The following is a 26,952-nucleotide window of genomic DNA, read 5'->3' on the forward strand; positions in this document are numbered from 1 at the left end:
CCGGTGACTGCTCAGAGTTCAGCCTCCGCCGCCGGGACAGGCGCCGGGACCGGCACTGTCCTGGACACCATCATCGCTGGAGTGCGGGAGGACCTCGCCGGTCGTCGAGCGGTGACACCGCTGTCGGAGCTGGCCTCCCGCATCGCCGACGCCCCGGCCCCGAGGGACGGTCTGGCCGCCCTGCGCGGGGGACGGAACGACGCCGCCGGTGTGCGCATCATCGCCGAGGTCAAGCGATCCTCACCGTCGAAGGGGTCCCTCGCCGCCATCGATGATCCCGCCGGGTTGGCCCGTGCCTACCAGGCCGGCGGCGCTGCGGCGGTCAGCGTGCTGACGGAGCGTCGGCGGTTCGGGGGATCCCTGGCGGATCTCGACGCGGTCCGCTCGGCGGTCGACGTGCCGGTCCTGCGCAAGGACTTCATGGTCGACGAGTACCAGTTCCATGAGGCACGCGCCCACGGCGCCGACCTCGTGCTGCTCATCGTCGCCGCCCTCGACGACGCCCAGCTGCGGGACTTCCTCGCCGTGACCCACGAGTTGGGCATGGAGGCGTTGGTCGAGGCGCATACCGAGGAGGAGATCGCCCGCGCCGTGGACGTGGGCGCGCGCATCGTGGGTGTCAATGTGCGCAATCTGAAGACCCTCGACGTCGACATCGCCCATTACGGGACCATGGCGCGCCACCTGCCGGAGGGGGTGGTCCGCATCGCGGAGTCCGGAGTGGACGGTGCCGGGGTCGTCGCCGACTATGCCGCCCAGGGCGCCGACGCGGTGCTCGTGGGAGAAGCACTCGTCCGTGACGGTGAGCCGGCCGCTGCGCTGGGTCGCTTCCGCGCCGCCAGCCGCATCTGATTCTGCACGTCAGCCGATGCAGGCCAGCGGCACGTCTCATGATCTGAACAGGAGAACCACATGTCTGCAGAGTCCGCCGCCGCGAGCTTCCGTGAGGCCGCGGGCCCGTACTTCGGGCCCTATGGGGGCCGTTGGATGCCGGAGTCTCTGGTCGCGGCTCTCGACGAGGTCGAGAAGACCTTCCTCGAAGCTCGCGAGGACGAGGAGTTCACCGCGGAGTTCCAGCGGCTCTGCCGGGACTACACAGGACGGCCTTCGCTGCTGGCCGAGGTGCCGCGCTTCGCCGCGGAGCAGGGCGCGCCCCGCATCTTCCTGAAGCGGGAGGATCTCAACCACACCGGCTCGCACAAGATCAACAACGTCCTCGGCCAGGCGTTGTTGGCCCGCAGGATGGGCAAGAGCCGGCTGATCGCTGAGACCGGGGCAGGCCAACACGGAGTGGCGACGGCGACGGCGGCCGCGCTGATGGGCATGGAGTGCGTGGTCTACATGGGCGCGGAGGACACGCGCCGTCAGGCGCTCAATGTGGCCCGTATGCGCCTCCTCGGGGCCGAGGTCATCCCGGTGGAGCACGGGGCCAAGACGCTGAAGGACGCGATCAATGAGGCTCTGCGGGACTGGGTCGCCTCCGTGGAGACCACCCACTACCTGCTCGGCACTGTGGCAGGTCCTCATCCCTTCCCCGCGATGGTGCGCTGGTTCCATCAGGTGATCGGCGAGGAGGCGCGCGAGCAGATCCTCGAGCAGACCGGGCGGCTGCCGGACGCCGTCTGCGCCTGCGTCGGCGGAGGGTCCAATGCGATGGGCATCTTCCACGGGTTCCTCGACGACACTGACGTCGCCCTCTACGGTTTCGAGGCCGGCGGCGACGGGGTGGACACCGGCCGGCACGCCGCCGCGATCACCCTCGGCCGATCCGGCGTGCTGCATGGGGCCCGTTCCTTTCTGATGCAGGACGCCGACGGGCAGACCGTCGACTCCCACTCGATCTCCGCCGGTCTGGACTACCCCTCCGTCGGGCCTGAGCATGCCCACCTGGCCGATGTCGGGCGTGCCGTCTACGAGCCGATCACCGACGCGGAGTGCATGGTGGCCTTCGAGGCACTCTGCCGGACCGAGGGCATCATCCCGGCCATCGAGTCGGCCCATGCCCTGGCCGGTGCCGCCCGGCTCTCCGCCCGGTGGACCCAGGAGGCTCCGGAGGCCGCCGCGGAGCGGATCATCATCGTCAACCTCTCCGGTCGCGGGGACAAGGACGTGGCGACCGCCGCAGAGTGGTTCCGGCTGCTCCCCGGGCAGGGTGACGACACCGACACCACGCAGAGCGACGAGGAGCCCGGCCGTGCGCCGGAGACGGGAGTGCAGGCATGAGCGCGGAGACCAGCGGGGGGACCGCCTCAGCGGCGGAGAACGCACCGGCATCCCGGACGGCCGCCAGGATCGAGGCGGCTCGGGCCGCAGGACGGCCCGCCTTCGTGGGGTACCTGCCGGCGGGCTATCCGGACAAGGACTCCTCCATCGCCGCGGCGATCGAGCTGGCGCGCAACGGCGCCGATGTCATCGAGATCGGCATCCCCTACTCGGATCCGGTGATGGACGGCCCCGTCATCCAGCAGGCCACCACAGAGGTGCTCGGACGAGGATTCCGGATCGACGAGGTCTTCGAGATCGTCCGGGCCGTCACCGAGGCCACCGATGCCGCCGTGCTGGTGATGACCTACTACAACCTGATCGACCGCATGGGTGCGGCCGAGTTCGCCCGCCGTCTCGCCGAGGCCGGGGGAGCGGGGGCGATCACTCCGGATCTCATCCCTGACGAGGCGGAGGAGTGGATCGCCGCCACTGAGGCCCACGGACTGGACCGTGTGTTCCTCTCGGCGCCGACCTCATCGCCCGAACGGGTCGCGAAGATCGTCCGGGCGTCCCGGGGTTTCGTCTACGCGGTCTCGCTGATGGGCGTCACCGGCGCCCGCTCGGCCGTCTCCGATGCGGCGGAGCGGGTGGTCACCGCCGCGCACGAGGCGGGAGCGGAGCGGGTCTGCGTCGGGCTGGGCGTCTCCACCCGTGCGCATGTCGAGGAGATCGGCCGGTATGCCGACGGTGTGATCGTCGGGACTGCGCTGGTGGCGGCGTTGCGCGACGGCGGCCCCGAGGCGGTGGGTCGGCTGGCCGGAGAGCTCTCCGGCAGGCCTGCCTGATCGCGCCACCCCGGCCTCAGCGCCTAGACTGCATCCCGGTCCGCTCCGTGTCAGCGGCGGGCCGGCATCCACCACGGAGAGGACGACGCGTCAATGACTTCCCCCGCAGCGGCGGCCACGAGGGACGGCGACCTGCTCGCCGGATTCCCTGCGCCCCCTTCGAGCGGCCTGGACCTCGGGCCCATCACGGTGAACTTCTACGCCCTGTGCATCGTGGCGGGGATCGTGGCCGCGATCCTGCTGACCTCCAAGCTGTGGAAGTCTCGCGGCGGAAGCTCCGAGAATGTCATGGACGCCACGCTGTGGGCGGTGCTGCTGGGCATCGTCGGCGGACGGCTCTACCATGTCTTCTCCTCTCCGGACGCCTATTTCGGCCCCAACTTCGACGGTTCGGGCGACCTCTCGCTGATCCCGCAGATCTGGCTGGGGGGACTGGGCATCTGGGGGGCGATCCTCCTCGGTGCGGTCGGCGTCTGGTTCGCCTGCCGCCGATATGGGATGAAGTTCGCCGGGTTCGCCGACGCCGTGGTCCCGGGGGTCCTGCTCGCTCAGGCGATCGGGCGCTGGGGCAACTGGTTCAACCAGGAGCTCTATGGCGGTCCGACGAACCTGCCTTGGGGACTCGCCGTGGACATGGATCGGCGCGTGCCGCAGGTCGCGCATATGAGCGAGTCCACTCTGTTCCACCCCACGTTCCTCTATGAGAGCATCTGGAACCTCCTGGGTGTGGCGGCCCTGCTGCTCCTGTACCGCCGCTTCCAGTTCAAGCAGGGCCTGCTGGCCTGGACCTATGTGGCCTACTACACGCTGGGCCGCTTCTGGATCGAGAGCCTGCGCATCGACGAGCTGGACAAGTCGACCCAGTTCATCAACATCTTCGGCCTCACCTGGCGTCTGAACATGTGGGCTTCGGTCCTGACCTTCCTTGTCGCTGTGGTGATGCTCTACGTGCTGTGGTCCAAGCGGCCCCGCACCGCCGAGCAGCTGGCTGAGGAGCAGCACGTCTTCCGCCCTGGTCACGGTCCCCGCGCGGCGCACGCCGACACGGAGGCCGACATCGCCGACACTGCCGCCGACGACGGCACCTCCGACGACGGCACCTCCGACGACGGCACCTCCGACGACGTGGACGACACCGCCGAGAGGAGCCCGGCCTTTTCGGATGCTGAGACGACGCCGTCGGATCCGCGCGGGGACGGGGCAGGAGCCGCGGCGAAGGAGAGCTGAGCCACGCGATGTGGCTGCCGGGCGTTCCAGATCCTGAGATTCGATTTGCCTCCACGGGACCTTCACGCGGAAGATTGATGTGATCAGCCTGAGACTCAGGCAACACTGGCGTGCCCGTCGACTCGCACCCGTTGGCGGCGGTCACCCGAAGCTGGCCACGGCCCATGGCGGCGCGCGCACCACGGCGCCCGGCCTGTGAGCCGCTCAAGCAATGAGACGCACGACGAGGGCGCCCGGCCCGTTCGCCAGGAACAGCAGCGGGCGGTGCGGCCGCCCCGGCGGAACGCGTCCCTCCAGCACACAGGGGTCGATGATGTCCCCTCCCATGGAACGTCCGTATGCGGAGGAAGGAACACCGTCATGTCCACACTGGGATCGCCGGGCACGTACAGCCCCGCTCCTGCTGACATCGCGCAGGCCCCCGACGAGGGCGTCATCAGCCCGTTCGTGCGCTTCTCCGCCTATCCGGAGAAGGCCGGGCTCTACGACCCGGCCAACGAACATGAGAACTGCGGCATGGCCGCCGTCGCCACCCTGCGTGGGGAACCGGGTCACGACATCGTCGACCACGCCCTGGTGGCGCTGCGCAATCTCGAGCACCGTGGTGCCGTCGGCAGCGACGTCGGCACCGGAGACGGGGCGGGGCTGCTGACGCAGATCCCGGACGAGTTCTTCCGGGCCGTCGTCGACTTCGACCTGCCCGATGTCGGCGAGTACGCCGCAGGGACCGCGTTCCTGCCGCAGTCCGAGTCGGAGCGGGAGCAGATGCGCACCTCGCTGGAGGACCTGGCCGCCGAGCAGGGGCTGGTGGTGCTGGGGTGGCGTGAGGTGCCCATCGACGATTCGATGATCGGCACTTTGGCCCGTGAGTCGATGCCGCACTTCGAGCAGCTCTTCGTGGCCCTGGCTGAGGAGGACTCTGAGGAGTTCCGCTTCGCGGCGCCGGGAACCTTGGACCAGCGGGCCTGGCGGCTGCGCAAACGCGGGCAGAACCGTCTGGGCGTGTATTTCCCTTCGCTGTCGTCGAAGACGATCACCTATAAGGGCATGCTGACCACTGCGCAGCTCGAGCCCTTCTTCCCGGACCTCTCCGACGAGCGTTTCAAGACGACGCTGGGGATCGTCCACTCGCGATTCTCCACCAACACGTTCCCGTCCTGGCCGTTGGCCCAGCCGTTGCGCAACATCGCCCACAACGGAGAGATCAACACGGTCAAGGGCAACCGCAACTGGATGCGTGCCCGGCAGTCCATGATGGCCGGCGAGCTCTTGGGGGAGGACCCGGAGTACCTGTTCCCGATCTGCACCCCGGGGGCCTCGGACTCCACCTCCTTCGACGAGGCCGCCGAGCTGCTCATGCTCTCGGGGCGCCCTCTTTCGCAGGCGATGCGCATGATGGTCCCGGAGGCGTGGGAGAACCATGAGTCCATGGACCCGGACCTGCGGGCGTTCTACCGCTACCATTCCATGCTCATGGAGGCCTGGGACGGTCCGGCTGCCATCGCCTTCACCGACGGTCAGCAGGTCGGCGCCGTGCTGGACCGCAACGGCCTGCGTCCGGCCCGCTATTGGGTCACCGACGACGGCCTGGTGGTGATGTCCTCCGAGGTCGGCGTCGTCGACCTGGAACCGTCGTCGATCGTGCGCAAGGGCCGTGTGGCCCCCGGCATGATGTTCCTGCTCGACACGGTCGAGGGGCGGATCATCGAGGACGAGGAGATCAAATCCGACTTCGCCTCCGCCCAGCCGTGGCAGGAGTGGGTGGATGAGAACCTCATCGAGCTCGAGGACCTTCCGGAGCGGCTGCACGTGCGCCACCCGAAGGAGTCCGTGCGGCTGCGCCAGCAGACCTTCGGCTACACCCACGAGGAGCTGCGGATCCTGGTCGGCCCGATGGCCTCCACCGGAGCGGAGCCGATCGGCGCGATGGGCACTGACACGCCCATCGCGGTGCTCGCCGACCGTCCGCGGCTGCTCTTCGACTACTTCGTGCAGAACTTCGCCCAGGTGACCAACCCGCCGCTGGACGCGATCCGCGAGGAGCTGGTGACCTCGCTGGGCCTGCACATCGGCCCGAACGGCAATGTGCTGACCAGTGAGAAGGTCGGTGCCAAGCAGGTGGCCCTGGACTTCCCCGTCATCGACAACGACCAGCTCGCGAAGATCTCCAACATCCGCAGCGACGAGGGCCGGAAGATCGCCATGAAGGTGCGGGGCCTCTACCGGGTCGGCAGCACCGAGGAGGAGTTCCGCCAGCGCATCCGTGACCTGTGTGAGCAGGTCTCGGCGGCGGTGAACCGCGGGGTGAGCTACATCGTGGTCTCCGACCGTGACTCCAACGCCCAGTGGGCCCCGATCCCGTCGTTGCTGCTGCTCTCGGCGATCCACCACCATCTGCTGAAGTCCGCCAACCGAACCCGGGCCTCCCTCATCGTGGAGGCCGGCGATGTCCGCGAGGTGCATCATCTGGCCTGCCTGATCGGTTACGGCGCGGCCGCGGTCAACCCCTACCTGGCCATGGAGTCGGCGGAGGACATGGTGCGTCGTGGCGAGATCACCGGCGTCTCGGAGTCCCAGGCGGTGCACAACCTGCTGACCGCGCTGGGCAAGGGCGTGCTGAAGATCATGTCCAAGATGGGCATCTCCACTGTGGCCTCCTACTGCGGCGCCCAGACCTTCGAAGCGGTCGGCCTGGCGCAGAACGTGGTCGACCAGTACTTCTCCGGGACCCACTCGCCGATGGGCGGAGTCGGACTGGACGTCATCTCCGCGGAGACCATGGCCCGGCACGCCAAGGCGTACCCGCCGGACGGCAACGACCTGGGCCGCGGCGATGAGCTGGAGATCGGCGGTGAGTACCAGTGGCGGCGCGAGGGCCCGCCGCATCTGTTCAACCCGGAGACCGTCTTCAAGCTGCAGCACTCCACGAAGAGTCGGCGCTACGACATCTTCAAGCAGTACACCAAGGCCGTGGACGACCAGTCGGCGGCCCTGATGACCCTGCGTGGGCTCATCAGGCTGAAGGGCGGCCGGCCGTCGATCCCGATCTCCGAGGTCGAGCCGGTCAGCGAGATCGTCAAGCGGTTCAACACCGGGGCGATGAGCTACGGCTCGATCTCCCAGGAGGCCCACGAGACGCTCGCGATCGCCATGAACCGTCTGGGGGCGCGTTCCAACACCGGTGAAGGAGGCGAGCATCCGGCGCGCCTGGCGGACCCGGAGCGGCGCAGTGCGATCAAGCAGATCGCTTCCGGCCGGTTCGGTGTGACCAGCCAGTATCTGACCCACGCGGACGATCTGCAGATCAAGATGGCCCAGGGCGCCAAGCCCGGCGAGGGCGGCCAGCTCATGGGCAAGAAGGTCTACCCCTGGGTGGCCGAGACCCGGCACTCCACTCCCGGAGTCTCGCTGGTCTCCCCGCCGCCGCACCACGACATCTACTCCATCGAGGATCTCGCCCAGCTGATCTATGACCTCAAGCGGTCGAACACCGGTGCGCGGGTCCACGTGAAGCTCGTGGCGCTCCACGGAGTGGGCACGGTGGCCGCCGGCGTGACCAAGGCCAAGGCCGACGTCGTGCTGATCTCCGGTCACGACGGCGGCACCGGCGCTTCGCCGCTGAACTCGCTGAAGCATGCCGGGGCCCCCTGGGAACTCGGCCTGGCCGAGGCCCAGCAGACCCTGATGCTCAACGGCCTGCGGGAGCGGGTCACCGTCCAGGTGGACGGTCAGCTCAAGACCGGCCGCGACGTCGTCATCGCCGCGCTGCTGGGTGCTGAGGAGTACGGCTTCGCCACCGCGCCGCTGGTGGTCTCCGGCTGCATCATGATGCGCGTGTGCCACTTGGACACCTGTCCGGTGGGGGTGGCCACGCAGAACCCGACTCTGCGGGACCGCTACACCGGTAAGGCCGACCATGTGGTGAACTTCTTCGAGTTCATCGCCCAGGAGGTGCGTGAGTATCTCGCGGAGCTGGGCTTCCGCAGCCTCGACGAGGCGATCGGGCACGTCGACGCGTTGGACCTCGACGACGCGAAGCGCCACTGGAAGACCGAGGGGCTGCACCTGGACTCCGTGCTGGGCGGGTACGACCCCGAGGATCCGGCCGTCCGTGAGACGCTGCGCCGCACCGGGGAGCAGGACCACGAGCTGGAGAAGCACTTCGACGTCGCGCTGATCGAGCAGGCCCAGTCGGCGATCCGTCGGGGGCAGCACGTCAGGATCGAGCGCAAGATCATCAACACCGATCGTTCCGTGGGGACGATGCTCGGCCACGAGGTGACCAAGGCGCTGGGTCTGCGGACTCTCGACCCGGACACCATCGAAGTGGATCTGGTCGGCGAGGCCGGCCAGTCCCTGGGGGCCTTCCTGCCGCACGGGGTCACTCTGCGTCTCTCCGGCGACGCCAACGACTATGTCGGCAAGGGCCTCTCCGGCGGACGCGTCGTTGTCCACCCGGACTCTGAGGCGCCGCTGGTGGCGGAACGTAACGTCATCGCCGGCAACGTGATCGGCTATGGGGCGACCGCCGGGGAGCTGTTCCTCCGTGGACAGGTGGGGGAGCGGTTCCTGGTGAGGAACTCCGGGGCCACGGCTGTGGTCGAGGGCATCGGTGACCATGGCTGCGAGTACATGACCGGTGGCCAGACGCTGATCCTGGGCCCGACCGGGCGCAACTTCGGCGCCGGCATGTCGGGCGGCACGGCCTTCGTGCTGGACTTCGACGAGGACCGGATGAACACCCAGGCCCGCTACGCCGGTGACCTGCTCCTGCTGCCGCCCGACGAGGAGGATCAGCAGATCATCCTAGACCTCCTCCGTCGCCACCTGGAGGAGACCGGCTCGGCGGTGGCCGAGCGCCTGCTGGACGACCCGGCCGGCACCTTCGGGCGCATCACCAAGGTGCTGCCCCGCAACTACGACGCCGTGCTGCGTGCCCGTTCCTCCGCCCTGGACGAGGGGCTGGACCCGGACGGGGACGAGACGTGGCAGAAGATCCTGGAGGTGACCCGTGGCTGACCCGCGCGGATTCCTGAAGCACCGTGAGCGGCAGGACAGGCCCTCACGCCCCGTGCCCGTGCGCATCATGGACTTCAAGGAGGTCTATGAGCGTCAGCAGAAGGGGACCACTCAGACACAGGCCAGCCGGTGCATGGACTGCGGCATCCCCTTCTGCCACACCGGCTGCCCGCTGGGGAACCTGATCCCGGAGTGGAACGACCTCATCTGGCGGGACCAGTGGGAGGAGGCCTCCTCCCGGCTGCATATGACCAACAACTTCCCGGAGTTCACCGGTCGCGTCTGCCCGGCGCCCTGCGAGACCTCCTGCGTGCTGGGGATCAACCAGCCGGCGGTGACGATCAAGCAGTCCGAGGTCTCCATCGCCGACGAGGCCATCGCCAACGGATGGGTGGAGCCGGTCCTTCCGCAGCGGCTGACCGGCAAGACCGTGGCCGTGGTGGGATCCGGTCCGGCGGGTCTGGCCGCGGCCCAGCAGCTGACCCGTGCTGGGCACACCGTCGCGGTCTACGAACGCGACGACCGGCTGGGCGGGCTGCTGCGCTACGGCATCCCGGACTTCAAGATGGAGAAACACCACGTCGACTTCCGGATCGAGCAGATGGAGGCCGAGGGCACGCGCTTCTACACCTCCACGGCCATCGGCGAGGACATCACCTGGGATTCGCTGCGCGAAAGCTATGACGCCGTGGTGGTCGCCACCGGTGCCATGGTGCCCCGCGACCTGTCGATCCCGGGCCGCGGCCTGGACGGGGTGCACTTCGCGATGGAGTACCTGGTGCAGTCGAACCGGGCGACCCATGGAGACGAAGTCCCCGAGCAGATCCACGCCGAGGGCAAACATGTGATCGTGCTCGGCGGCGGGGACACCGGTGCGGACTGCATCGGCACCGCGCACCGGCACGGTGCCGCCTCGGTCACGACGTTGGCGATCGGCACCCAGCCCCCGGAGTCGCGGGCGGCGCATGAGCCGTGGCCGATGGACCCGAAGGTCTTCGAGGTCACCTCGGCCGACGAAGAGGGGGGCGAGCGTCGCTACCTGGCGTCCACTGTGGAGTTCCTCGGGGACGAGACCGGCCGCGTGCGGGCGCTGCGCGTGGCGGAGACCCAGTACAACGAGGACGGCTCCCGCACCCCGAGGCTGGGCACCGAGCACGAGATCCCGGCGGATCTGGTGCTGCTGGCGCTGGGCTTCACCGGCGCGGAGCAGGACACCCTGTCCGGCCAGATGGGCGCCGAGTTCGACCGTCGTGGCAATGTGGCCCGTTCCGAGGACTACATGACCTCCTCGGACGGCGTCTTCGCCGTCGGCGATGCCGGGCGAGGAGCCTCGCTGGTCGTCTGGGCGATCGCTGAGGGACGGGCGGCCGCCAAGGAGGTGGACGAGTACCTGGAAGGAACCTCGCGACTGCCGGCGCCGGTCAAGCCCTCTGACCGGGCGATCTCGCTCGGCGGGTGAGTGACCCGTGAGTTTCTCGCGATCTGTGAGATAGGCTCATGATGTCGGCCGCCGGAGATTCGGCGCGCCCTCCAGCTGGCCCAACGTCGTGCCAGGGGATCAGCAACTTGACCGTCCTATACGACAAAGGGTGAGGCATGAGACACGCGAAGATCGTCGCTACGTTCGGCCCGGCGACCGCCGGCTATGAAGTGACGCGCCAGCTCATCGAGGCCGGGGTGGATGTCGCCCGGGTGAACATGAGCCACGGTGACTACACCGTCCACGAAGAGACCTACCGGACCGTCCGGGAGGTGTCCAAGGATCTCCGCCAGGCGGTGGCCATCTTCGCTGACCTGCAGGGGCCGAAGATCCGTCTGGGGCGTTTCATCGAGGGCGAGCACGAACTGGCGGAGGGTGACCGGTTCACGATCACCATCGACGACGTCGAGGGCACCAAGGAGCGGTGCTCGACGACCTTCAAGGGTCTGCCCGGCGATGTGAAGCCCGGAGACACTCTGCTGATCGACGACGGCAAGGTCGCCCTGCGCGCCCTAGAGGTGACCGACACCGACGTCGTGACGGAGGTCGAGGTCCCCGGCAAGGTCTCCAACAACAAGGGCATCAACCTGCCCGGTGTGGCGGTCTCCGTGCCGGCGCTGAGCGAGAAGGACGAGGAGGACCTGCGCTGGGCCCTGCGCATGGGCTTCGACATGGTCGCCCTGTCCTTCGTCCGTGACGCCGCTGACATCGAGTCGGTGCACCGCATCATGGATGAGGAGGGTCGGCGCGTCCCGGTCATCGCCAAGGTGGAGAAGCCGCAGGCGGTGGACGCGCTGCAGGACGTGGTCGACGCCTTCGACGCGATCATGGTCGCCCGCGGTGACTTGGGCGTGGAACTTCCGCTCGAGGAGGTTCCCGTGGTGCAGAAGCGTGCGATCGAGCTGGCCCGCCGCTGGGCCAAGCCGGTCATCGTGGCCACCCAGGTCTTGGAGTCGATGATCGACAATCCGCGTCCGACCCGAGCCGAGGCGTCGGACTGCGCGAACGCTGTGCTCGACGGGGCCGACGCGGTCATGCTCTCCGGGGAGACCTCGGTGGGCAAGTACCCGATCATGACGGTGGAGACCATGGCCGCCATCATCGAGGCCACGGAGCGCAAGGGTCTGGGGCGGATCCCTCCGCTGGGATCGACACCGCGCACTCGCGGCGGCGCGGTCACCCGCGCGGCCGCTGAGATGGCTGAGCAGCTGGATGTGAAGTATCTGGCCACCTTCACCCGGTCGGGCGATTCCGCCCGGCGTCTCTCCCGTCTGCGGCGGGAGCAGCCGATCTTCGCCTTCACCCATGTGGAGCACACACACAACATCATGTGCCTGAGCTGGGGCGTGCAGCCACGCTGGGTGGAGTTCGCCTCCCACACGGACAAGATGACCGCCCAGGTGGACAAGCTTCTGCTCGAGGAGGGCATCGCCCAGCCGGAGGAGCTGGTCATCATCGCCGCCGGTTCGCCTCCCGGCCAGGCCGGCACCACGAACATGGTCAAGGTGCACCGCATCGGCGACATCACGGACGCGGCGGACATCGATTCGCTGCGGCGCGGTGACGCACCCCCGAACCGTGAGCCTGTGGGGCCGTGGCCGGCCCGCAGCGCCAACAGCGCACTCTGAGGGTCCCACCCCCTTCGGGATGACGGAGCCCCGCGGCGATCTCGCCGCGGGGCTCCGTCATGTGCCGGGTGTACCCGGGGCATCAGGGGCTCTCGACTGCGGGCGTCGTCTCGGGGGCTGTGGCGTCATGTGCCGGGGTAGTGCGGTGCCCAGGCCAGGAAGAGAAGGCCGACGCCGAGGCCGAGCAGACTGCCCAGTGTCAGGTCCAGCACGCTGTGGCGGCGCATGGCGAGCCGGGACCAGCAGGACAGCGCCCAGCAGGCTGCGCCGATGGCCCACCAGGCGGTGTGGGGGAGTCCGGCGGGGATGACGCTTGCGGCCAGCGCGGCCGACAGTGCGTGGATGCTGATCGTCACACGTGTGTTGATCACCATGATCGCCGCCAGAGTCCCCACGGCCAGCACGGCGGCGAGTCGGAGGTCGGCTGAGGTCGGCACAAGCAGGAGCGCCGTGCCGCCCAGGAGCATGGATCCCAGGGCCAGGGCGTAGAAGAGGTGGCGCTGGTCGCGGTGCCGGAAGAACCGGTCAGTGGCCCGGCCGCGACGCACCATCATCACGGAGGTCAGCCACGGGATCCCGGCCAGAAAGGTGACACAGGTCAGGGCGGACCACCACCACGTGGGATCGGTGAGTACGGCGACGTGTGTGAGCAGCACCGCCACCAGCAGGAAGGGGCTGAACACTTCGGTCACCAGGTGGGCGAATCGGTGACTGGCACGGCGCCGCATGGTGAACGAGCCTATGCCACCGAGAGCAAGGCCGATGTGAGGGCACGCCCGCGAGACGGGCCCACGGACCTCGCCTGCGACGCGGAAGCATCCCACCCCACTCAGCTGGTGACCAGCCGGAGGCCGGGATCCGCTCAGGGGCGGCTCCTAGACTGGCGGGGCCTCTTTAAGGTGCGAGTGATTCGGGCCCCCGGGTCTGGCCGAGACAGCGTCCCCCTCACGCTGGCCAGCTCCGGGGGCCTTCTCTCTGCCGGGGGCAATGTGCCCGGCACTCTTCGTGGAGCAGCGGTCTGTCAGGTCACCACTGACGATGAGCGTCAGACACCCTGGGTACTCTGAGGGGATGGATCACTGGTGGAAGACCGGCGTCGGGGCGGCCGGTATCGGAATGCTCGCCCTCACTGGATGCGTCGGAATGACTGAGGAACAGCCGGTGCCGACGCCGGATGAAATTGCAGAGCGGGCTGAGGAGCCGAGTCCGGACGTGACTGAATCGCCGGCGGAATCGGAAGGGCCGGACGCGACGGAAAGCCCGGACGATGGCGAACCTGACGAGGAGGTCGATGAGCCGGAGCAGGGCGAGCTCAACAGCCGGGGGAACTTGCCGATGCCTGACTCGTCACCACAGGAGTTCATTGACACGGCTACGGGGGATCAGATCGCAGTCCTCGATGCGTCCGACGTCCACACGGACTTCACATGCAATCGAGTCTCCGCGATAGAGCCCGATGGGACGTTCTTCGCCATCGATTTCGAGGTTTCGGTCCCCGAGGAAGCCTCACCGCATCTGCCCGATGGGTTCCTGCTGAATACTCCGCATTTCGAGATCATCGACAGTGACGGGAGCATCGTCGGGGACAGGCCCACGACGCATGCGGCGAACAACTGCCTGGACGATTCGAGCAAGTACCCTCGCGGATCGGTGCGCCCGGGATCGACCGCATCCGGCCCCATAGTCTTTGAGACTCCCGTCGAAAGTGGGTACCTCGTGTATCGCGAGATGTACACGGGATCGTACTACGAGTGGGAGTTCAACCTTGAGTGACAAGAAGATGGAGCGCGGAGACTATGAGCCTGGTGGAGGGCTCATCGTCTGCTTTTACATCTCCACCGTCATCGCGGTACTCGCTACAGCGGGAACAATCTGGAGCGGAACTCCAGATGGAGCGACCCTCGGGATCATGCTCTTGGCTGGGCTCGCCTCATTGGCATTTGGGCTGTCTTACGTCTGCACGGTGGCCTTGTATCGCCTGCGCAGGATCGACAAGTCGCTGGCTCGCATGGGTGACGACTAGATTTCCACGGGCGATTGGTAGACGGGCACGTGCAGCAGCCCCGGCTCTGTCGCCCCGTCTTTGCCACGTGAGTATCTCTCGGCCTGCGCGACGGCGGCCTCGGCGAAGCAGTACTTCCGCTGCGCCTCGGCCCGCTCCTCGGAGCGGCACACATCGCGGGGGTAGCCGGAATGCGGGCGCAGGCCCCGCCGGTACAACGTCCAGGCCAGCATGCCCACCCGGTTCCTGGAGGTGGCGTCCTCGTCGGCCTGCCTCGCCTTGAAACCCGCCGGGTGACGCCCCCATGATTGGATGGCCCGGGAAGTCAGCCGGCCACGCACCGGCTGACGCCGACGCACTGACATCTCGCCCACAGATCGAGGAGTCTCGCCAACAATCTGGCTTCGATCCGCGTCATTCCGGTGCCCGAAGCGGGACTCGAACCCGCACACCAGGGGTACCGCATTTTGAGTGCGGCGCGTCTACCAATTCCGCCATTCGGGCTGGTGCTTGCACCTCGTGGGATCTGTTCGCCCGATGGAGGCGACCCTGAGGTGCCCCAACAGCATACCGGGCGATACCCTGAGGGGGACAACTGGCCCGTCCATCTGTTGTCGGCCTGTGCCGGCAACGATGACCTCATCCAAGGAGAACGGTGACTGAAGAGCAGCAGGCCGCCCCGACAGGCGATGCCCCCGCAGAGACCCAGGGCCGCCGGGTCCTCGTCGCAGAGGATGAGACCCTCATCCGCCTGGACATCGTCGAGATCCTCACAGGTGCCGGATACCAAGTGGTCGGTGAGGCGGACAACGGCGAACAGGCCGTGGAGCTGGCCCGAGAGCATGAGCCTGAACTCGTCGTGATGGATGTCAAGATGCCGAAGATGGACGGCATCACCGCGGCGAAGGTGATCGCGGAGGAGCGCATCGCGCCGGTGGTCATGCTGACCGCCTTCTCCCAGCGGGATCTGGTGGAGTCGGCACGTGAAGCCGGGGCGATGGCCTATGTGGTCAAGCCGTTCACGGAGAACGACCTCATTCCCGCCATCGAGGTGGCGGCCGCCCGGTTCGACGAGATCCGTGCGCTCGAGGAGGAGGTGACTGATCTCGCCGACAAGTTCGAGACCCGCAAGCTGGTGGACCGGGCGAAGTCGCTGCTGACCACCAAGATGGGGCTGACCGAGCCGGAGGCCTTCCGCTGGATCCAGAAGACCTCGATGGACCGACGGCTCTCGATGCGTGAGGTCGCCGAGACCGTCGTCGACCAGATGGGCTGAATCCCTGGCCCGGTGGGGCCCCGGGAGATCCTGACGCAGCGCCCCTCAAGAGGCGGGTCCGCGTCTCCTGCAGGACGTGTCAGGGGTCGTGCCTAGTGTGTGAGACATGGACACGGTAGCGCCTCACACCCTGTGGCAGGACCCCGGCACGGACGCCGTCCGACGTGCCACGCGGGCGCTCCGGTGTGCCGAAGCGGAGCAGCTCCGTGCAGCCCTCCAGGTGATCGACGACGCCGACCGGCACCTTGCCGCCCAGGACCTGAGCGTGGAGCTCCGCGAGGTGGAACGACGGGCGGTCCGTGCGCGGATCGCCGAGGCGATGCGGCTGAGCGAGCTCGCCGTCGTGACCCTGCTGGGACAGGCCCGCACCGCACGTGAAGAGCTGCCGTGCACCTGGCGGGGCTTCTGTGAGGGACGGCTCGACGCCCGTACCCTGCGCCGCATCGTGGAGACCGCAGAGCAGCTCGTCCACCCGGCCAGCGTGGAGGCACTGGACGAGCGGGCCGCAGCGTGGGTCGAAGAGCGGCGTCCTGCGCAGATCGACGCCTGGCTACGCCGATTCGTGGCCGTACGTGAGCCGGAGGAGCACCGACGTCGGGCGCAGGCCGCCACACGCGGCCGGGGCCTGTGGCTGGAGCACCTCGACGAGGGGATGAGCTATCTCCATGCGCTGCTCCCCACGCTGACCGCCGAGGCCATCCGCAACCGGCTGCGTGCGGTGGCCGTCAGCCCGGTCCAGCCGGTTCCGCACCATCCGACAGTCACCTTTGAGCAGCCAGAGGGCCCTGGCCGGAGGGGACAACCCGCCGAAACCCGCGCTGGAGGTGATCCGCGCACTCTTGCCGAGCGTGAAGCTGACATGTTCGCCGCCTGGCTGCTGACAGGTCGCACCGTGGATGATGTCCCCGTCGACGCGACTGTGGCCGTGATGGTGCCGCTGGAGACCCTCACCGGGCAGAGCGATGCCCCGGCGGTGATGCGCGACCGGTCGCGCCCGCTGCCGCCGGACCAGCTTCTCGGGCTGTTGGCTGATCCAGCCACCCGACCACGATGGCACACGATGATCGTGGATCCGATGGGATCCGATGATGCCCCGCCGGATCCGCCCGCCGATCATCCACCCTCGGGTGATCGGCACAGGAACGATGCCCCGGGGGCGGAGCATGGCCCGGAGCCGCCGGAGCCGCCGCCTCACCTCGGCTCCTCCCTGTCGCATCCCGCACTCGGCCCGACAGGGGTGGAATTCGAGGTGCTCGCCCACGAATACAGCGGACGGTTCGTGCCGCGTGTGCTGCGGGACGCCGTGTCGTTCCGTGACGGCACGTGCCAGGCACCGGGCTGCACCGTGTCCGCGGAACGATGCGATGCCGACCATCGGCTGGCCTGGCCTGCGGGCCCCACCTCGGCGGAGAATCTGCAGATGCTGTGCCGGCGGCATCACCGGATGAAGTCGCACGGCGTGCTGCCCCGGGAAGAGGACACGGGCGAGCAGGGCTCCGAGGAGCAGGGCCCCGAGGAGAAGAGCCTGCATGAGGGCGGGACCGCCGTCGGGCCACCCGCTCGCACCGTGGATCTGCGCTTCCCGCGGCGGCAGATGGAGTACGTCGTCGCCGTCTGAGCGGTCAGCTCAGCCCTGCGTGCCCGCCTCAGCTCGGGGTGCCCACCTCGAAGTACACCGGGTGGTGTCGGCTGCACCCGGGGTTGAACGCGGCGCCGCAGGCCGAGCATCCGTCCACCTGGAGGTATTCCGCGATGCTGAACTGCCGGCGGCACACCCCACAGAGCATCGCTCGGGCGGTGTGGAGTTCGGCGGGCCAGGGGAGCACCTCGTGGTCCTCCGCCTCGTCGTGGCAGTGCAGGCACGGGTACCAGCGGCCGCAGCAGTAGAAGCGGATCGCCACCACGTCCAGCGGAGTGGCGTAGTGGGCACAGCGGGTCTCGTCGTCGACCATCGCACCGGCCACCTCTCCCGGGGCGGGGTCGCGGTGGGCGGCCTCGAGCTCCGCTCCGGTCTGCTGCAGCAGGCCCGTCACAGTGCGCACGGCCAGCCGGGCGCCCCGGTCCGGGCGACTCATCGCCACGATCGTACGCTGCGCGCGTACTCCGGTCAGCGGCCGCAGCACGAGGCCCGCACGGGGACGGGTGGTGAATCCGGGCAGCAGGGCCGCTCCCAGCCCGGCGCGCACCAGCGATTCCACCAGACGGTTGTCTCGCAGCCGTACGCTACGTGACAGGGTAGCGCCGTACTCGTTCTCCAGCGCCACGAGCGCGGTGTCGAAGGGATACCCCGGTGGTACGCCGATCCACTCCAGCGCCCCCGCCTCGTCGGGACCGATCGTGTCGGCGCTCGCCAGCGGGTGGCGCGCCGGTAGCGCCACGACCAGCGGCTCACGGGCCAGCCGGGTGATCTCCAGCCCCGTGGTGCCCGCTGGCACGTCCCCGCGGAGGCTGTGGGCGATGACGATGTCCGCGTCGTGGGCACGGGCGGCATAGTCGGCCTCAGCCAGGTCGAAGTCATCGAGGTCCAGATCGATCCGCGTCTCCGCCAGGCGTGCCACAAGCCCGGGCATCAGCGCCTCTCCCGCGCTGGGCAGGGTCCCTACCGAGACTGTTCCCGCCGGCGAACCCCGGCGAGCGTCCAGCTGGGCCTGCAGTCGAGCGATGCGCTCGGCGATGTCCTCCGCGCCGGTAGCCAGCAGCTCTCCCTCCGGCGTCAGGCGCACTGTCCGCGACGCCGGTTCCACAAGTCGGACCCCCAGGTCTCGCTCCGCCGCCCGCAGCTGCTGAGACACAGCGGACGGAGACCGGTGGGTGGCCTCGGCCACGGCGGCCAGCGTTCCCCGGGCGGCGATCTCTCGGAGGAGTTCAAGATGTCGGTGCTCCATAGGACGCATCATCGCACTGTGACTTCAGTTCCGCTTCACTGAGGATGCAGAACAATGCGCTGGTGTGAATGAGTCGGCGGGGCAAGACTGGAGAACATGCCCATGCGTCATCTCCTCCTCGCGCTGACCGTCGCGGTGCTCTGGGGCGTGAACTTTCTCGCCATCCACTTCTCCCTGGAGCAGTTCCCGCCGCTGTTCCTGGTCGCGTTGCGCTTCACGGTCCTGGCCGTGCCGACCCTGCTGCTGGTGCCGCGCCCCGATGTCCCGCTGCGGTGGCTGATCGGCTATGGGCTGGGCTTCGGCACGCTGCAGTTCTTCGGTCTGTACCTCGGCATGGCGGCGGGCTTCCCGACGGGGCTGGCCTCCCTGGTGCTGCAGTCCTCGGCTCCTTTCACCGTCCTGCTCGGCGCGCTGCTGCTCCACGAGCGGCTCGGTCCGCGGCGGACGGTCGGCGTCTCTGTCGCGGTGGCGGGGTTGGTCGTCGTCGGACTGACCCGAGGGGGTCTCGACGGGTGGATGCCCTTTCTGCTGGTGGTGCTCGGCGGCTTCGGCTGGGCGCTGGGGAACCTCGCCTCTCGTCAGGCGCGCGCCGAGAAGCCCATGCGTCTGGTGCTGTGGATGACGGTCATCCCGCCGGTGCCCATGGTCGCCCTGTCGCTGGCGCTGGAGGGCCCGGAGGAGATCGCCGGGGCCCTGGCCTCCTCCTTCACCGCGGGGGCCGTCCCCGCCTGGCTCGGGCTGTTCTACACCGTGACGGTCGGGACCCTCATCGGCTCCGCAGTGTGGGTCTGGCTGATGGCGCGGCATCCGGCGAGCACCGTCGCGCCGTTCTCCCTGCTGGTCCCGGTGGTGGGCATCCTCACGGCCTGGATCGGACTCGGCGAGGTACCGATGCGGGGCGAGCTCCTGGGCGGGGGACTGGTCATCGGCGGCGTGCTCTGGGCCAACGGCACGGCACGGCGTCGCTCACCGAGGCAGCCGGTGCCGGGGCCGGCACCAGCGACGTTGCACGAGCCGGCCTCTGTGCCGGAGGGTGGGAAGGCTCAGGTGCCGGTCGGCGTCTCACATACCAGAACGACGGCGAGGCTCCCCCCGACACATTCCGCCGCGGGTATACGATCTGGCTATGGCACAGAGCACCAGTGAGGACACTCCGTTCACCCCGCCGCAGCCGGTCACCGGCCCGTCCACTGCGGAGAAGCCCCGCAGCTGGCAGGTCACCGACGGCTATACCCGCGCTCCCGCTCGTGGCATGCTCCGCGCCGTGGGCATGGGGGACGACGACTTCTCCAAGGCGCAGATCGGCATCGCCAGCTCCTGGAACGAGATCACCCCCTGCAACCTCTCGCTGGACCGCCTGGCCCGTGCTTCCAAGGAGGGCGTCCACTCGGGCGGCGCCTACCCGCTGGAGTTCGGCACGATCTCCGTCTCGGACGGCATCTCCATGGGACATGAGGGCATGCACTACTCGCTGGTCTCTCGTGAGGTCATCGCCGACTCGGTGGAGACCGTCATGCAGGCCGAGCGCCTCGACGGCTCCATTCTCCTGGCTGGCTGCGACAAGTCCCTTCCGGGCATGCTCATGGCCGCGGCGCGCCTTGATCTCTCCTCGGTGTTCCTCTATGCCGGCTCGATCATGCCCGGCATCGCCCGCTTCTCCGACGGCACGGAGAAGGAGGTCACCCTGATCGACGCCTTCGAGGGAGTCGGCGCCTGTGCCCGCGGTGCGATCAGCGAGGAGGACCTCGACGTCATCGAACGTGCCATCTGCCCCGGCGAGGGAGCCTGCGGCGGCATGTACACCGCGAACACCATGGCCGCCATCGGCGAGGCCCTGGGCATGTCCCTGCCGGGCTCCGCGGCCCCGCCCTCGGCGGACCGCCGCCGAGACACCTTCGCCCACCGCTCGGGCGAGGCCGTGGTGAACCTGCTCCGTCAGGGGATCACCACCCGGGACATCCTCACCAAACCGGCCTTCGAGAACGCCATCGCCGTGACCATGGCCTTCGGAGGATCCACCAACGCGGTGCTGCACCTGCTGGCCATCGCTCGGGAGGCCGGCGTGGACCTCGCCCTGGAGGACTTCAACCGCATCGGGGACAAGGTCCCGCATCTCGGCGACCTGAAGCCTTTCGGTCAGTACGTGATGGCCGACGTCGACCGGGTCGGTGGCGTGCCGGTGGTCATGCGCGCCCTGCTCGACGCCGGGCTGCTCCACGGTGACTGTCTGACGGTGACGGGGCGGACCGTGGCCGAGAACCTCGAAGCGATCAACCCGCCGGACATCGACGGCAAGATCATCCGCTCGCTGGACGACCCGATGCACCACAACGGGGGCATCGCCGTGCTGCGCGGATCCCTGGCCCCGGAGGGTGCGGTGGTGAAGTCAGCAGGCTTCGACGCCGAGGTCTTCGAAGGGACCGCCCGCGTCTTCGAACGCGAGCAGGCCGCGCTCAAGGCGTTGGAGGAGGGGAAGATCCAGGCCGGCGACGTCGTCGTGATCCGCTACGAAGGCCCCAAGGGTGGTCCCGGGATGCGGGAGATGCTGGCGATCACCGGTGCGATCAAGGGTGCCGGCCTGGGCAAGGATGTCCTGCTCATCACCGACGGGCGCTTCTCCGGAGGCACGACGGGTCTGTGTATCGGGCACATCGCCCCGGAGGCCGTGGACGGCGGCCCCATCGCCTACATCGCCGACGGCGACACCATCCGCGTGGACATCGCCGGGCGCTCCATCGAGCTGGTGGTCGATGAGGACGAGCTGGCCGGCCGGAAGCAGGACTGGAGTCCGCTGGAGCCGTATGTGACCACCGGGGTGCTCGGGAAGTACGCCAAGCTCGTGGGCTCTGCGGCCGAAGGGGCCTACTGCGGCTGAGCGGTCCACACAGTGAGACGGGTGTCTGGTCTGTTGACACCCGTGACACGCCCGGGAAGCATGGGGGTCATGCGTCACCTGCTACGAGTAGCCGTACTCGCCGCCGGGGGAGACGTGGAGTGATCCACTCTCCTCAGGGCGGCCCGAATCCTGCTCGCTGCGGGCAGGACGACGGTCGCACCTTGAGCTGACGCACACGCTCGACCCCGGTAGAGAGCCCCAGCAGGGACGCTTTTCTGTCGGGGTTTCTTCTTTCCGGGTTCCCGCATCACCCGCCCAGGGACAGGACAACAGGAAGTCAACGATGAGCACACCAGCTGCGACGAGCCCCGCGGCGCTGGCCGCGAAGAAGCCGCGCACCAGTCATACGACCTCGGCCGATCGTCGTCTCTATGGCCCCGGCCAGCCGGTCGAGCCTGTGGAGGTCACCGGTTCCCAGTCGATCATCCGGAGCCTGGAGGCGCTCGGTGTGACGGATGTCTTCGGCATCCCCGGCGGCGCTATCCTGCCCACCTACGACCCGCTCATGGACTCCGACACGGTGAACCACATTCTGGTCCGCCACGAGCAGGGCGCGGGTCACGCGGCGCAGGGGTACGCCATGGTCACCGGTGAGGTCGGCGTCTGCTTCGCCACCTCCGGCCCGGGCGCCACCAACCTGGTCACCCCGTTGGCGGACGCCCACATGGACTCGGTGCCGATGGTCGCGATCACTGGTCAGGTCAACGCTCAGGTGATCGGCACCGACGCCTTCCAGGAGGCCGACATCGTCGGCATCGCCACTCCGATCACCAAACATTCGTTCCTGGTCACCGACGCCGACACCATCCCGCAGGTGATGGCGGAGGCCTTCCACCTGGCCTCCTCCGGGCGGCCCGGTCCGGTCCTGGTCGACATCACCAAGTCTGCCCAGACCGCAAGGACGACGTTCTCCTGGCCGCCGACGATCGAGCTCAACGGCTACCGTCCGGTGACGCGGGGACATGCGAAGCAGGTTCGGGAGGCCGCGAAACTCATCCAGCAGGCCCGTCGTCCGGTCTTCTACATCGGCGGCGGTGTGATCAAAGCCGATGCCTCCGAGGAGTTCGCCGCGCTGGCTGAGACGGTCGGGGCGCCGGTGGTCAACACGTTGATGGCCCGGGGGGCGTTCCCCGACTCGCATGGCCTCAACGTCGGCATGCCGGGCATGCACGGCACCGTCTCCGCCGTCGCGGCCCTGCAGCGAGCAGACCTGCTCATCACCCTGGGGGCCCGCTTCGACGACCGTGTCACCGGCCAGTTGGACTCCTTCGCCCCGGAGGCCAAGGTCATCCACGCTGACGTCGACCCGGCCGAGATCTCGAAGAACCGGCTGGCGGACGTCCCGATCGTCGGCTCGCTGAAGGAGATCATCCCCGAGCTCGACACTGCTGTCGCGGACATCTTCGAGAAGGAGGGGCACCCCGACTACGACGGCTGGTGGCGTCAGCTGGGCCGCATTCGGGAGACGTACCCGCTGGGATGGACCGAACCGGAGGACGGAGCGATCGCCCCGCAGAAGGTCATCGAACGCATCGGCCAGGCAGCAGGCCCGGAGGGCGTCTATGTGGCCGGAGTCGGCCAGCATCAGATGTGGGCCGCCCAGTTCATCGACTATGAGCGCCCCCGCCAGTGGCTGAACTCCGGTGGTCTGGGGACCATGGGCTATTCGGTCCCGGCCGCGATGGGAGCCCAGGTCGGCAATCCTGAGCGTGTCGTCTGGGCGATCGACGGAGACGGCTGCTTCCAGATGACCAATCAGGAGCTGGCCACCTGCGCGATCAACAACATCCCGATCAAGGTCGCGGTGATCAACAACTCATCCCTGGGCATGGTGCGCCAGTGGCAGACCCTGTTCTACGAGTCCCGCTACTCCAACACCGACCTCAACACGTCGCTGAACCCCTCCGGCGAAGAGATCGTCCGCATCCCGGACTTCCTCAAGCTGGCGGAGGCCTACGGCTGCGTGGGGCTGCGCTGTGAGCGCGAGGAGGACCTCGACGACGTCATCGCCCAGGCCATGGCGATCAACGACCGTCCCGTGGTCGTGGACTTCGTGGTCAGCCGGGACTCGATGGTGTGGCCGATGGTCCCCGCCGGAGTCTCGAACAGCGACATCCAGGTCGCTCGCAACATGACGCCGGACTGGGACGAGGAGGAGTAGACCATGACCAGCCCTCAGCCGAACCCCGGCGCCCAGCGCCGCACCCTGTCCGTGCTCGTCGAGGACGTCCCCGGAGTCCTGACCCGGGTCTCGGGCCTCTTCGCCCGACGGGCGTTCAACATCGACTCGCTCGCGGTCGGCCCCTCCGAGATCGACGGGCTGTCCCGCATCACGGTCGTCGTCGACGCCGACGCGGAGCTCCTCGAGCAGATCACCAAGCAGCTCAACAAGCTCATCAACGTCATCAAGATCATCGAGCTGGCGCCGGAGAACTCGGTGCAGCGCGACCACCTGCTGATCAAGGTCAAGGCTGACTCGCCGACCCGACTCCAGGTGACCCAGGCGGTGGACCTCTTCCGCGCCAAGATCGTGGACGTCTCCGTGGACTCGCTCACCATCGAGGCCACCGGCGCCCCGGACAAGCTCAACGCCCTCCTGGAGGTCCTCGAGCCCTACGGGGTGCGCGAGATCGTGCGCTCCGGAACCCTGGCCATCAGCCGCGGGTCGAAGTCCATGACCGACCGGGCGCTCCGCTGAGCGGCCGACCCCATACGACATCTGAACCACTCACCCATCATCCAAGGAGATCTCGACGTGACTGACCTCTACTACGACGACGACGCAGACCTGGCGGTCCTCAGTGACAAGAAGGTGGCCGTCATCGGCTACGGCTCGCAGGGCCACGCCCACTCGCTCTCCCTGCGCGACTCCGGTGTGGACGTGCGGGTCGGCCTGAAGGAAGGGTCCAGCTCCACGGCCAAGGCTGAGGAGCAGGGGCTGACCGTCAAGCCGGTGGCCGAGGCCGCCGCGGAGGCCGACGTCATCATGATCCTGGTCCCGGATCAGCATCAGGCCGAGGTCTACTCCTCCCAGATCGCGCCGCACCTCAAGGCCGGGGACGTGCTGCTGTTCTCGCACGGCTTCAACATCCGCTACGGCTTCATCACTCCCCCGGAGGACGTCGACGTCGCCATGGTCGCCCCCAAGGGCCCGGGTCACGTGGTGCGCCGCGAGTACGAGGCCGGCCGCGGCGTCCCGGCGCTGATCGCCGTGGAGCAGAACCCGTCGGGGCAGGCCAAGGACATCGCCCTGGCCTATGCCAAGGGGATCGGCGGCACCCGGGCCGGCGTCATCGAGACCACCTTCACCGAGGAGACCGAGACCGATCTCTTCGGTGAGCAGGCCGTGCTCTGCGGCGGTGCTTCCCAGCTGGTGCAGTACGGCTTCGAGACCCTGACCGAGGCCGGTTACAAGCCCGAGATCGCCTACTTCGAGGTCCTCCACGAGCTGAAGCTCATCGTCGACCTCATGGTCGAGGGCGGTCTGACCAAGCAGCGCTGGTCGATCTCGGACACCGCCGAGTTCGGCGACTACGTCTCCGGCCCGCGGGTCATCTCCCCGGAAGTGAAGGAGAACATGAAGGCTGTGCTGGTCGACATCCAGGACGGCAGCTTCGCGAAGCGTTTCATGGACGATCAGCGCAACGGCGCCGCCGAGTTCGCCGAGCTGCGGAAGAAGAACGAGGCGCACCCGATCGAGTCCACCGGTCGCGAGCTGCGCAAGCTGTTCTCCTGGATCACCCAGGAGGACGACTACACCGAGGGCACGGCCGCCCGCTGAACGGCTAGAGTGTATGGGGTCGGATCGGCGGACGATCCGACCCCATACTTCTGACCGGAGCAGACCAGACCATCATCACCGAGAAGAAGGACACTGTGAGCATCAACCGACCCGTCGTCGTACTTGCCGAGGAACTCTCACCCGCCACTGTCGAGGCCCTCGGGCCGGACTTCGAGATCCGTCAGTCCGACGGGACCGATCGCCAGCGTCTTGTCACCGACCTCGCTGATGCGGATGCGCTCATGGTGCGTTCGGCCACCACTGTCGACGCCGAGGTGCTCAGCCACGCGCCCCGGCTCAAGGTCGTCGCCCGGGCCGGCGTGGGCCTGGACAACGTGGACATCAAGGCCGCCACCGCGGCCGGGGTCATGGTGGTCAACGCGCCGACGTCGAACATCATCTCGGCCGCAGAGCTGACCTGCGCCCACATCCTGGGGCTGGCCCGACACATCGCGCCGGCGACCCACGCGCTCAAGGGAGGGGAGTGGAAGCGCTCGAAGTATTCGGGCGTCGAGCTGCAGGACAAGGTCCTCGGTGTGATCGGACTGGGCCGCATCGGCGGGCTGGTCGCCGAGCGCATGAAGTCCTTCGGCATGGAGCTCATCGCCTACGACCCCTACGTCACCTCGGCGCGCGCCCACCAGATCGGCGCCCGGCTGGTCACCCTCGATGAGCTGTTCGCCAAGGCCGACGTCATCACCATCCACATGCCGAAGACCCCCGAGACGCTCGGGATGCTCAACCGTGCGGCCTTCGAGAAGATGAAGGATTCCGCCTTCGTGGTGAACGTGGCACGCGGGGGACTCGTCGACGAGTCCGACCTGGAGGTCGCTCTGGCGGAGGGCCTCATCGGCGGTGCGGCGATCGACGTCTTCGCCTCAGAGCCCTCCACGGACCTGCCGTTCTTCGGTCGGGAGAACGTGGTGGTCACTCCCCATCTGGGGGCCTCCACCTCCGAAGCGCAGGAGAAGGCGGGCGTCTCTGTGGCCCGCTCCGTGCGTCTGGCCCTGGCCGGGGAGCTGGTGCCCGATGCGGTCAACGTCGCCGGCGGCGCCATCGACGAACTGGTCCGCCCGGGCATCCCGCTGGTCGAGAAGCTGGGCCGGGTGCTCAACGCCCTGGCCTCCGACGCCTTCACCGACATCGAGACCGAGGCCGCCGGCGAGATCGCCGAGCACAACGTCGACGCCCTGCAGCTGGCCGCACTGAAGGGCGTGTTCACCGACGTCGTCTCGGAGCAGGTCTCCTATGTCAACGCCCCGGTGCTGGCCGAGCAGCGCGGGATCGCCACGCGACTGACCACCACGCCCGACGTCGAGGACTACCGCAACGCGCTCACCGTGCGGGGCGCCACCGCCTCCGGAGTCAACCTGGAGGTCCGCGGCACGCTCACCGGACCCAAGCAGATCGAGAAGATCGTCGGCGTCAACGGCTACGACCTGGAGATCCCGCTGACCGACCACCTGGTCATCTTCGAGTACGCCGACCGCCCTGGGGTGGTCGGTGCCCTGGGCCGGATCCTGGGCGAGGCCGAGGTGAACATCGCCGGGATGCAGGTCTCGCAGGACACCCGGGAGGAGCGGGCCCTGGCCGTGCTGGCCGTGGATGCCGCCCTGCCCAGCGGCGTGCTGGACACCATCGCCCGGGAGGTCGGTGCGGCGCTGGCCGCCGAGGTCGACCTCGAGGACCGGAACTGAGAGGAACTGAG

Annotated in this window: 19 protein-coding genes and 1 tRNA gene; 16 read left to right on the plus strand and 4 right to left on the minus strand. The window is 68.4% G+C overall.

The window, feature by feature from the left end; translation table 11 throughout:
• The first annotated feature begins 3 nt into the window (after positions 1-3).
• From trpC to pyk, 7 genes are all read left to right on the plus strand, one after another.
• Complete coding sequence (gene trpC / locus ACYVKI_RS03805) at positions 4-852, plus strand: indole-3-glycerol phosphate synthase TrpC (RefSeq protein ID WP_460689000.1); 849 nt, start codon at positions 4-6, stop codon at positions 850-852.
• A gap of 60 nt (positions 853-912) precedes the next feature.
• On the plus strand, positions 913-2,223 hold the full coding sequence (gene trpB, locus ACYVKI_RS03810; RefSeq protein WP_460689001.1) for a tryptophan synthase subunit beta: 1,311 nt from the start codon (positions 913-915) through the stop codon (positions 2,221-2,223).
• Complete coding sequence (gene trpA, locus ACYVKI_RS03815; RefSeq protein ID WP_460689002.1) at positions 2,220-3,050, plus strand: tryptophan synthase subunit alpha; 831 nt, start codon at positions 2,220-2,222, stop codon at positions 3,048-3,050. Before trpB ends, trpA begins: the two co-directional genes overlap by 4 nt.
• A gap of 93 nt (positions 3,051-3,143) precedes the next feature.
• The gene (lgt, locus tag ACYVKI_RS03820) at positions 3,144-4,277 is read left to right on the plus strand and encodes a prolipoprotein diacylglyceryl transferase (protein WP_460689003.1); all 1,134 of its coding nucleotides are present in this window, start codon (positions 3,144-3,146) and stop codon (positions 4,275-4,277) included.
• Between the two features lie 360 nt (positions 4,278-4,637).
• Complete coding sequence (gene gltB, locus ACYVKI_RS03825) at positions 4,638-9,296, plus strand: glutamate synthase large subunit (RefSeq protein ID WP_460689004.1); 4,659 nt, start codon at positions 4,638-4,640, stop codon at positions 9,294-9,296.
• Positions 9,289-10,755 (plus strand): glutamate synthase subunit beta, encoded by a 1,467-nt coding sequence (locus ACYVKI_RS03830; protein ID WP_460689005.1) that lies wholly within the window; start codon positions 9,289-9,291, stop codon positions 10,753-10,755. The genes gltB and ACYVKI_RS03830 overlap by 8 nt, the downstream gene beginning before the upstream one ends.
• A gap of 137 nt (positions 10,756-10,892) precedes the next feature.
• Positions 10,893-12,404, plus strand: a complete 1,512-nt coding sequence (gene pyk, locus ACYVKI_RS03835; RefSeq protein WP_460689006.1) for a pyruvate kinase — start codon at positions 10,893-10,895, stop codon at positions 12,402-12,404.
• Between the two features lie 125 nt (positions 12,405-12,529).
• Here pyk and ACYVKI_RS03840 read toward each other — a convergent pair whose 3' ends face one another.
• A complete protein-coding gene (locus ACYVKI_RS03840; protein ID WP_460689007.1) occupies positions 12,530-13,132 on the minus strand; it encodes a hypothetical protein in 603 nt (200 codons plus the stop codon).
• Positions 13,133-13,475: 343 nt separating this feature from the next.
• Here ACYVKI_RS03840 and ACYVKI_RS03845 point away from each other — a divergent pair, with 343 nt between their 5' ends.
• The gene (locus ACYVKI_RS03845; RefSeq protein ID WP_460689008.1) at positions 13,476-14,177 is read left to right on the plus strand and encodes a DUF4352 domain-containing protein; all 702 of its coding nucleotides are present in this window, start codon (positions 13,476-13,478) and stop codon (positions 14,175-14,177) included.
• Positions 14,178-14,423: 246 nt separating this feature from the next.
• Here the strand turns inward: ACYVKI_RS03845 and ACYVKI_RS03850 are convergent, their stop codons facing one another.
• A complete protein-coding gene (locus tag ACYVKI_RS03850) occupies positions 14,424-14,780 on the minus strand; it encodes a hypothetical protein (protein WP_460689009.1) in 357 nt (118 codons plus the stop codon).
• Positions 14,781-14,829: 49 nt separating this feature from the next.
• Positions 14,830-14,910, minus strand: a tRNA-Leu gene (locus tag ACYVKI_RS03855).
• Positions 14,911-15,061: 151 nt separating this feature from the next.
• On the opposite strand from ACYVKI_RS03855, the gene ACYVKI_RS03860 reads away from it, so the two are divergent.
• Together ACYVKI_RS03860 and ACYVKI_RS03865 are read left to right on the plus strand one after the other, a co-directional pair.
• Complete coding sequence (locus ACYVKI_RS03860; RefSeq protein WP_460689010.1) at positions 15,062-15,682, plus strand: ANTAR domain-containing response regulator; 621 nt, start codon at positions 15,062-15,064, stop codon at positions 15,680-15,682.
• 106 nt (positions 15,683-15,788) lie between these two features.
• Positions 15,789-17,300: an HNH endonuclease signature motif containing protein gene (locus tag ACYVKI_RS03865; protein WP_460689011.1), complete on the plus strand. Its 1,512-nt coding sequence runs from the start codon at positions 15,789-15,791 to the stop codon at positions 17,298-17,300.
• A gap of 28 nt (positions 17,301-17,328) precedes the next feature.
• Here ACYVKI_RS03865 and ACYVKI_RS03870 read toward each other — a convergent pair whose 3' ends face one another.
• The gene (locus ACYVKI_RS03870) at positions 17,329-18,567 is read right to left on the minus strand and encodes a LysR substrate-binding domain-containing protein (protein ID WP_460689012.1); all 1,239 of its coding nucleotides are present in this window, start codon (positions 18,565-18,567) and stop codon (positions 17,329-17,331) included.
• Between the two features lie 96 nt (positions 18,568-18,663).
• Here ACYVKI_RS03870 and ACYVKI_RS03875 point away from each other — a divergent pair, with 96 nt between their 5' ends.
• The 6 genes from ACYVKI_RS03875 (at position 18,664) to serA (ending at position 26,941) form a co-directional block, all read left to right on the plus strand.
• On the plus strand, positions 18,664-19,713 hold the full coding sequence (locus ACYVKI_RS03875; protein WP_460689013.1) for an EamA family transporter: 1,050 nt from the start codon (positions 18,664-18,666) through the stop codon (positions 19,711-19,713).
• On the plus strand, positions 19,694-21,442 hold the full coding sequence (ilvD, locus tag ACYVKI_RS03880; RefSeq protein WP_460689014.1) for a dihydroxy-acid dehydratase: 1,749 nt from the start codon (positions 19,694-19,696) through the stop codon (positions 21,440-21,442). Before ACYVKI_RS03875 ends, ilvD begins: the two co-directional genes overlap by 20 nt.
• Positions 21,443-21,746: 304 nt before the next feature.
• Entirely contained in the window at positions 21,747-23,624 is a 1,878-nt protein-coding gene (locus ACYVKI_RS03885) for an acetolactate synthase large subunit (RefSeq protein WP_460689015.1), read from the plus strand.
• A 3-nt stretch (positions 23,625-23,627) separates the two neighbouring features.
• Complete coding sequence (gene ilvN / locus ACYVKI_RS03890) at positions 23,628-24,161, plus strand: acetolactate synthase small subunit (RefSeq protein WP_460689016.1); 534 nt, start codon at positions 23,628-23,630, stop codon at positions 24,159-24,161.
• 57 nt (positions 24,162-24,218) lie between these two features.
• On the plus strand, positions 24,219-25,244 hold the full coding sequence (gene ilvC, locus ACYVKI_RS03895; protein ID WP_460689017.1) for a ketol-acid reductoisomerase: 1,026 nt from the start codon (positions 24,219-24,221) through the stop codon (positions 25,242-25,244).
• Between the two features lie 95 nt (positions 25,245-25,339).
• Entirely contained in the window at positions 25,340-26,941 is a 1,602-nt protein-coding gene (gene serA / locus ACYVKI_RS03900) for a phosphoglycerate dehydrogenase (protein WP_460689018.1), read from the plus strand.
• The last annotated feature ends 11 nt before the right edge of the window (positions 26,942-26,952 follow it).

This window comes from Nesterenkonia suensis (assembly GCF_054782935.1).

Bases quoted from the DNA above. Each gene is read 5' to 3' on its own strand.
- trpB (WP_460689001.1), top strand. From the start codon at position 913: ATGTCTGCAGAGTCCGCCGCCGCGAGCTTCCGTGAGGCCGCGGGCCCG.
- ilvD (WP_460689014.1), top strand. From the start codon at position 19,694: ATGGCACAGAGCACCAGTGAGGACACTCCGTTCACCCCGCCGCAGCCG.
- trpA (WP_460689002.1), top strand. From the start codon at position 2,220: ATGAGCGCGGAGACCAGCGGGGGGACCGCCTCAGCGGCGGAGAACGCA.
- ACYVKI_RS03840 (WP_460689007.1), bottom strand. From the start codon at position 13,132: ATGCGGCGCCGTGCCAGTCACCGATTCGCCCACCTGGTGACCGAAGTG.
- lgt (WP_460689003.1), top strand. From the start codon at position 3,144: ATGACTTCCCCCGCAGCGGCGGCCACGAGGGACGGCGACCTGCTCGCC.
- ACYVKI_RS03875 (WP_460689013.1), top strand. From the start codon at position 18,664: ATGCCCATGCGTCATCTCCTCCTCGCGCTGACCGTCGCGGTGCTCTGG.
- pyk (WP_460689006.1), top strand. From the start codon at position 10,893: ATGAGACACGCGAAGATCGTCGCTACGTTCGGCCCGGCGACCGCCGGC.
- ACYVKI_RS03845 (WP_460689008.1), top strand. From the start codon at position 13,476: ATGGATCACTGGTGGAAGACCGGCGTCGGGGCGGCCGGTATCGGAATG.
- ilvN (WP_460689016.1), top strand. From the start codon at position 23,628: ATGACCAGCCCTCAGCCGAACCCCGGCGCCCAGCGCCGCACCCTGTCC.
- ACYVKI_RS03865 (WP_460689011.1), top strand. From the start codon at position 15,789: ATGGACACGGTAGCGCCTCACACCCTGTGGCAGGACCCCGGCACGGAC.
- ACYVKI_RS03870 (WP_460689012.1), bottom strand. From the start codon at position 18,567: ATGGAGCACCGACATCTTGAACTCCTCCGAGAGATCGCCGCCCGGGGA.
- ACYVKI_RS03885 (WP_460689015.1), top strand. From the start codon at position 21,747: ATGAGCACACCAGCTGCGACGAGCCCCGCGGCGCTGGCCGCGAAGAAG.
- gltB (WP_460689004.1), top strand. From the start codon at position 4,638: ATGTCCACACTGGGATCGCCGGGCACGTACAGCCCCGCTCCTGCTGAC.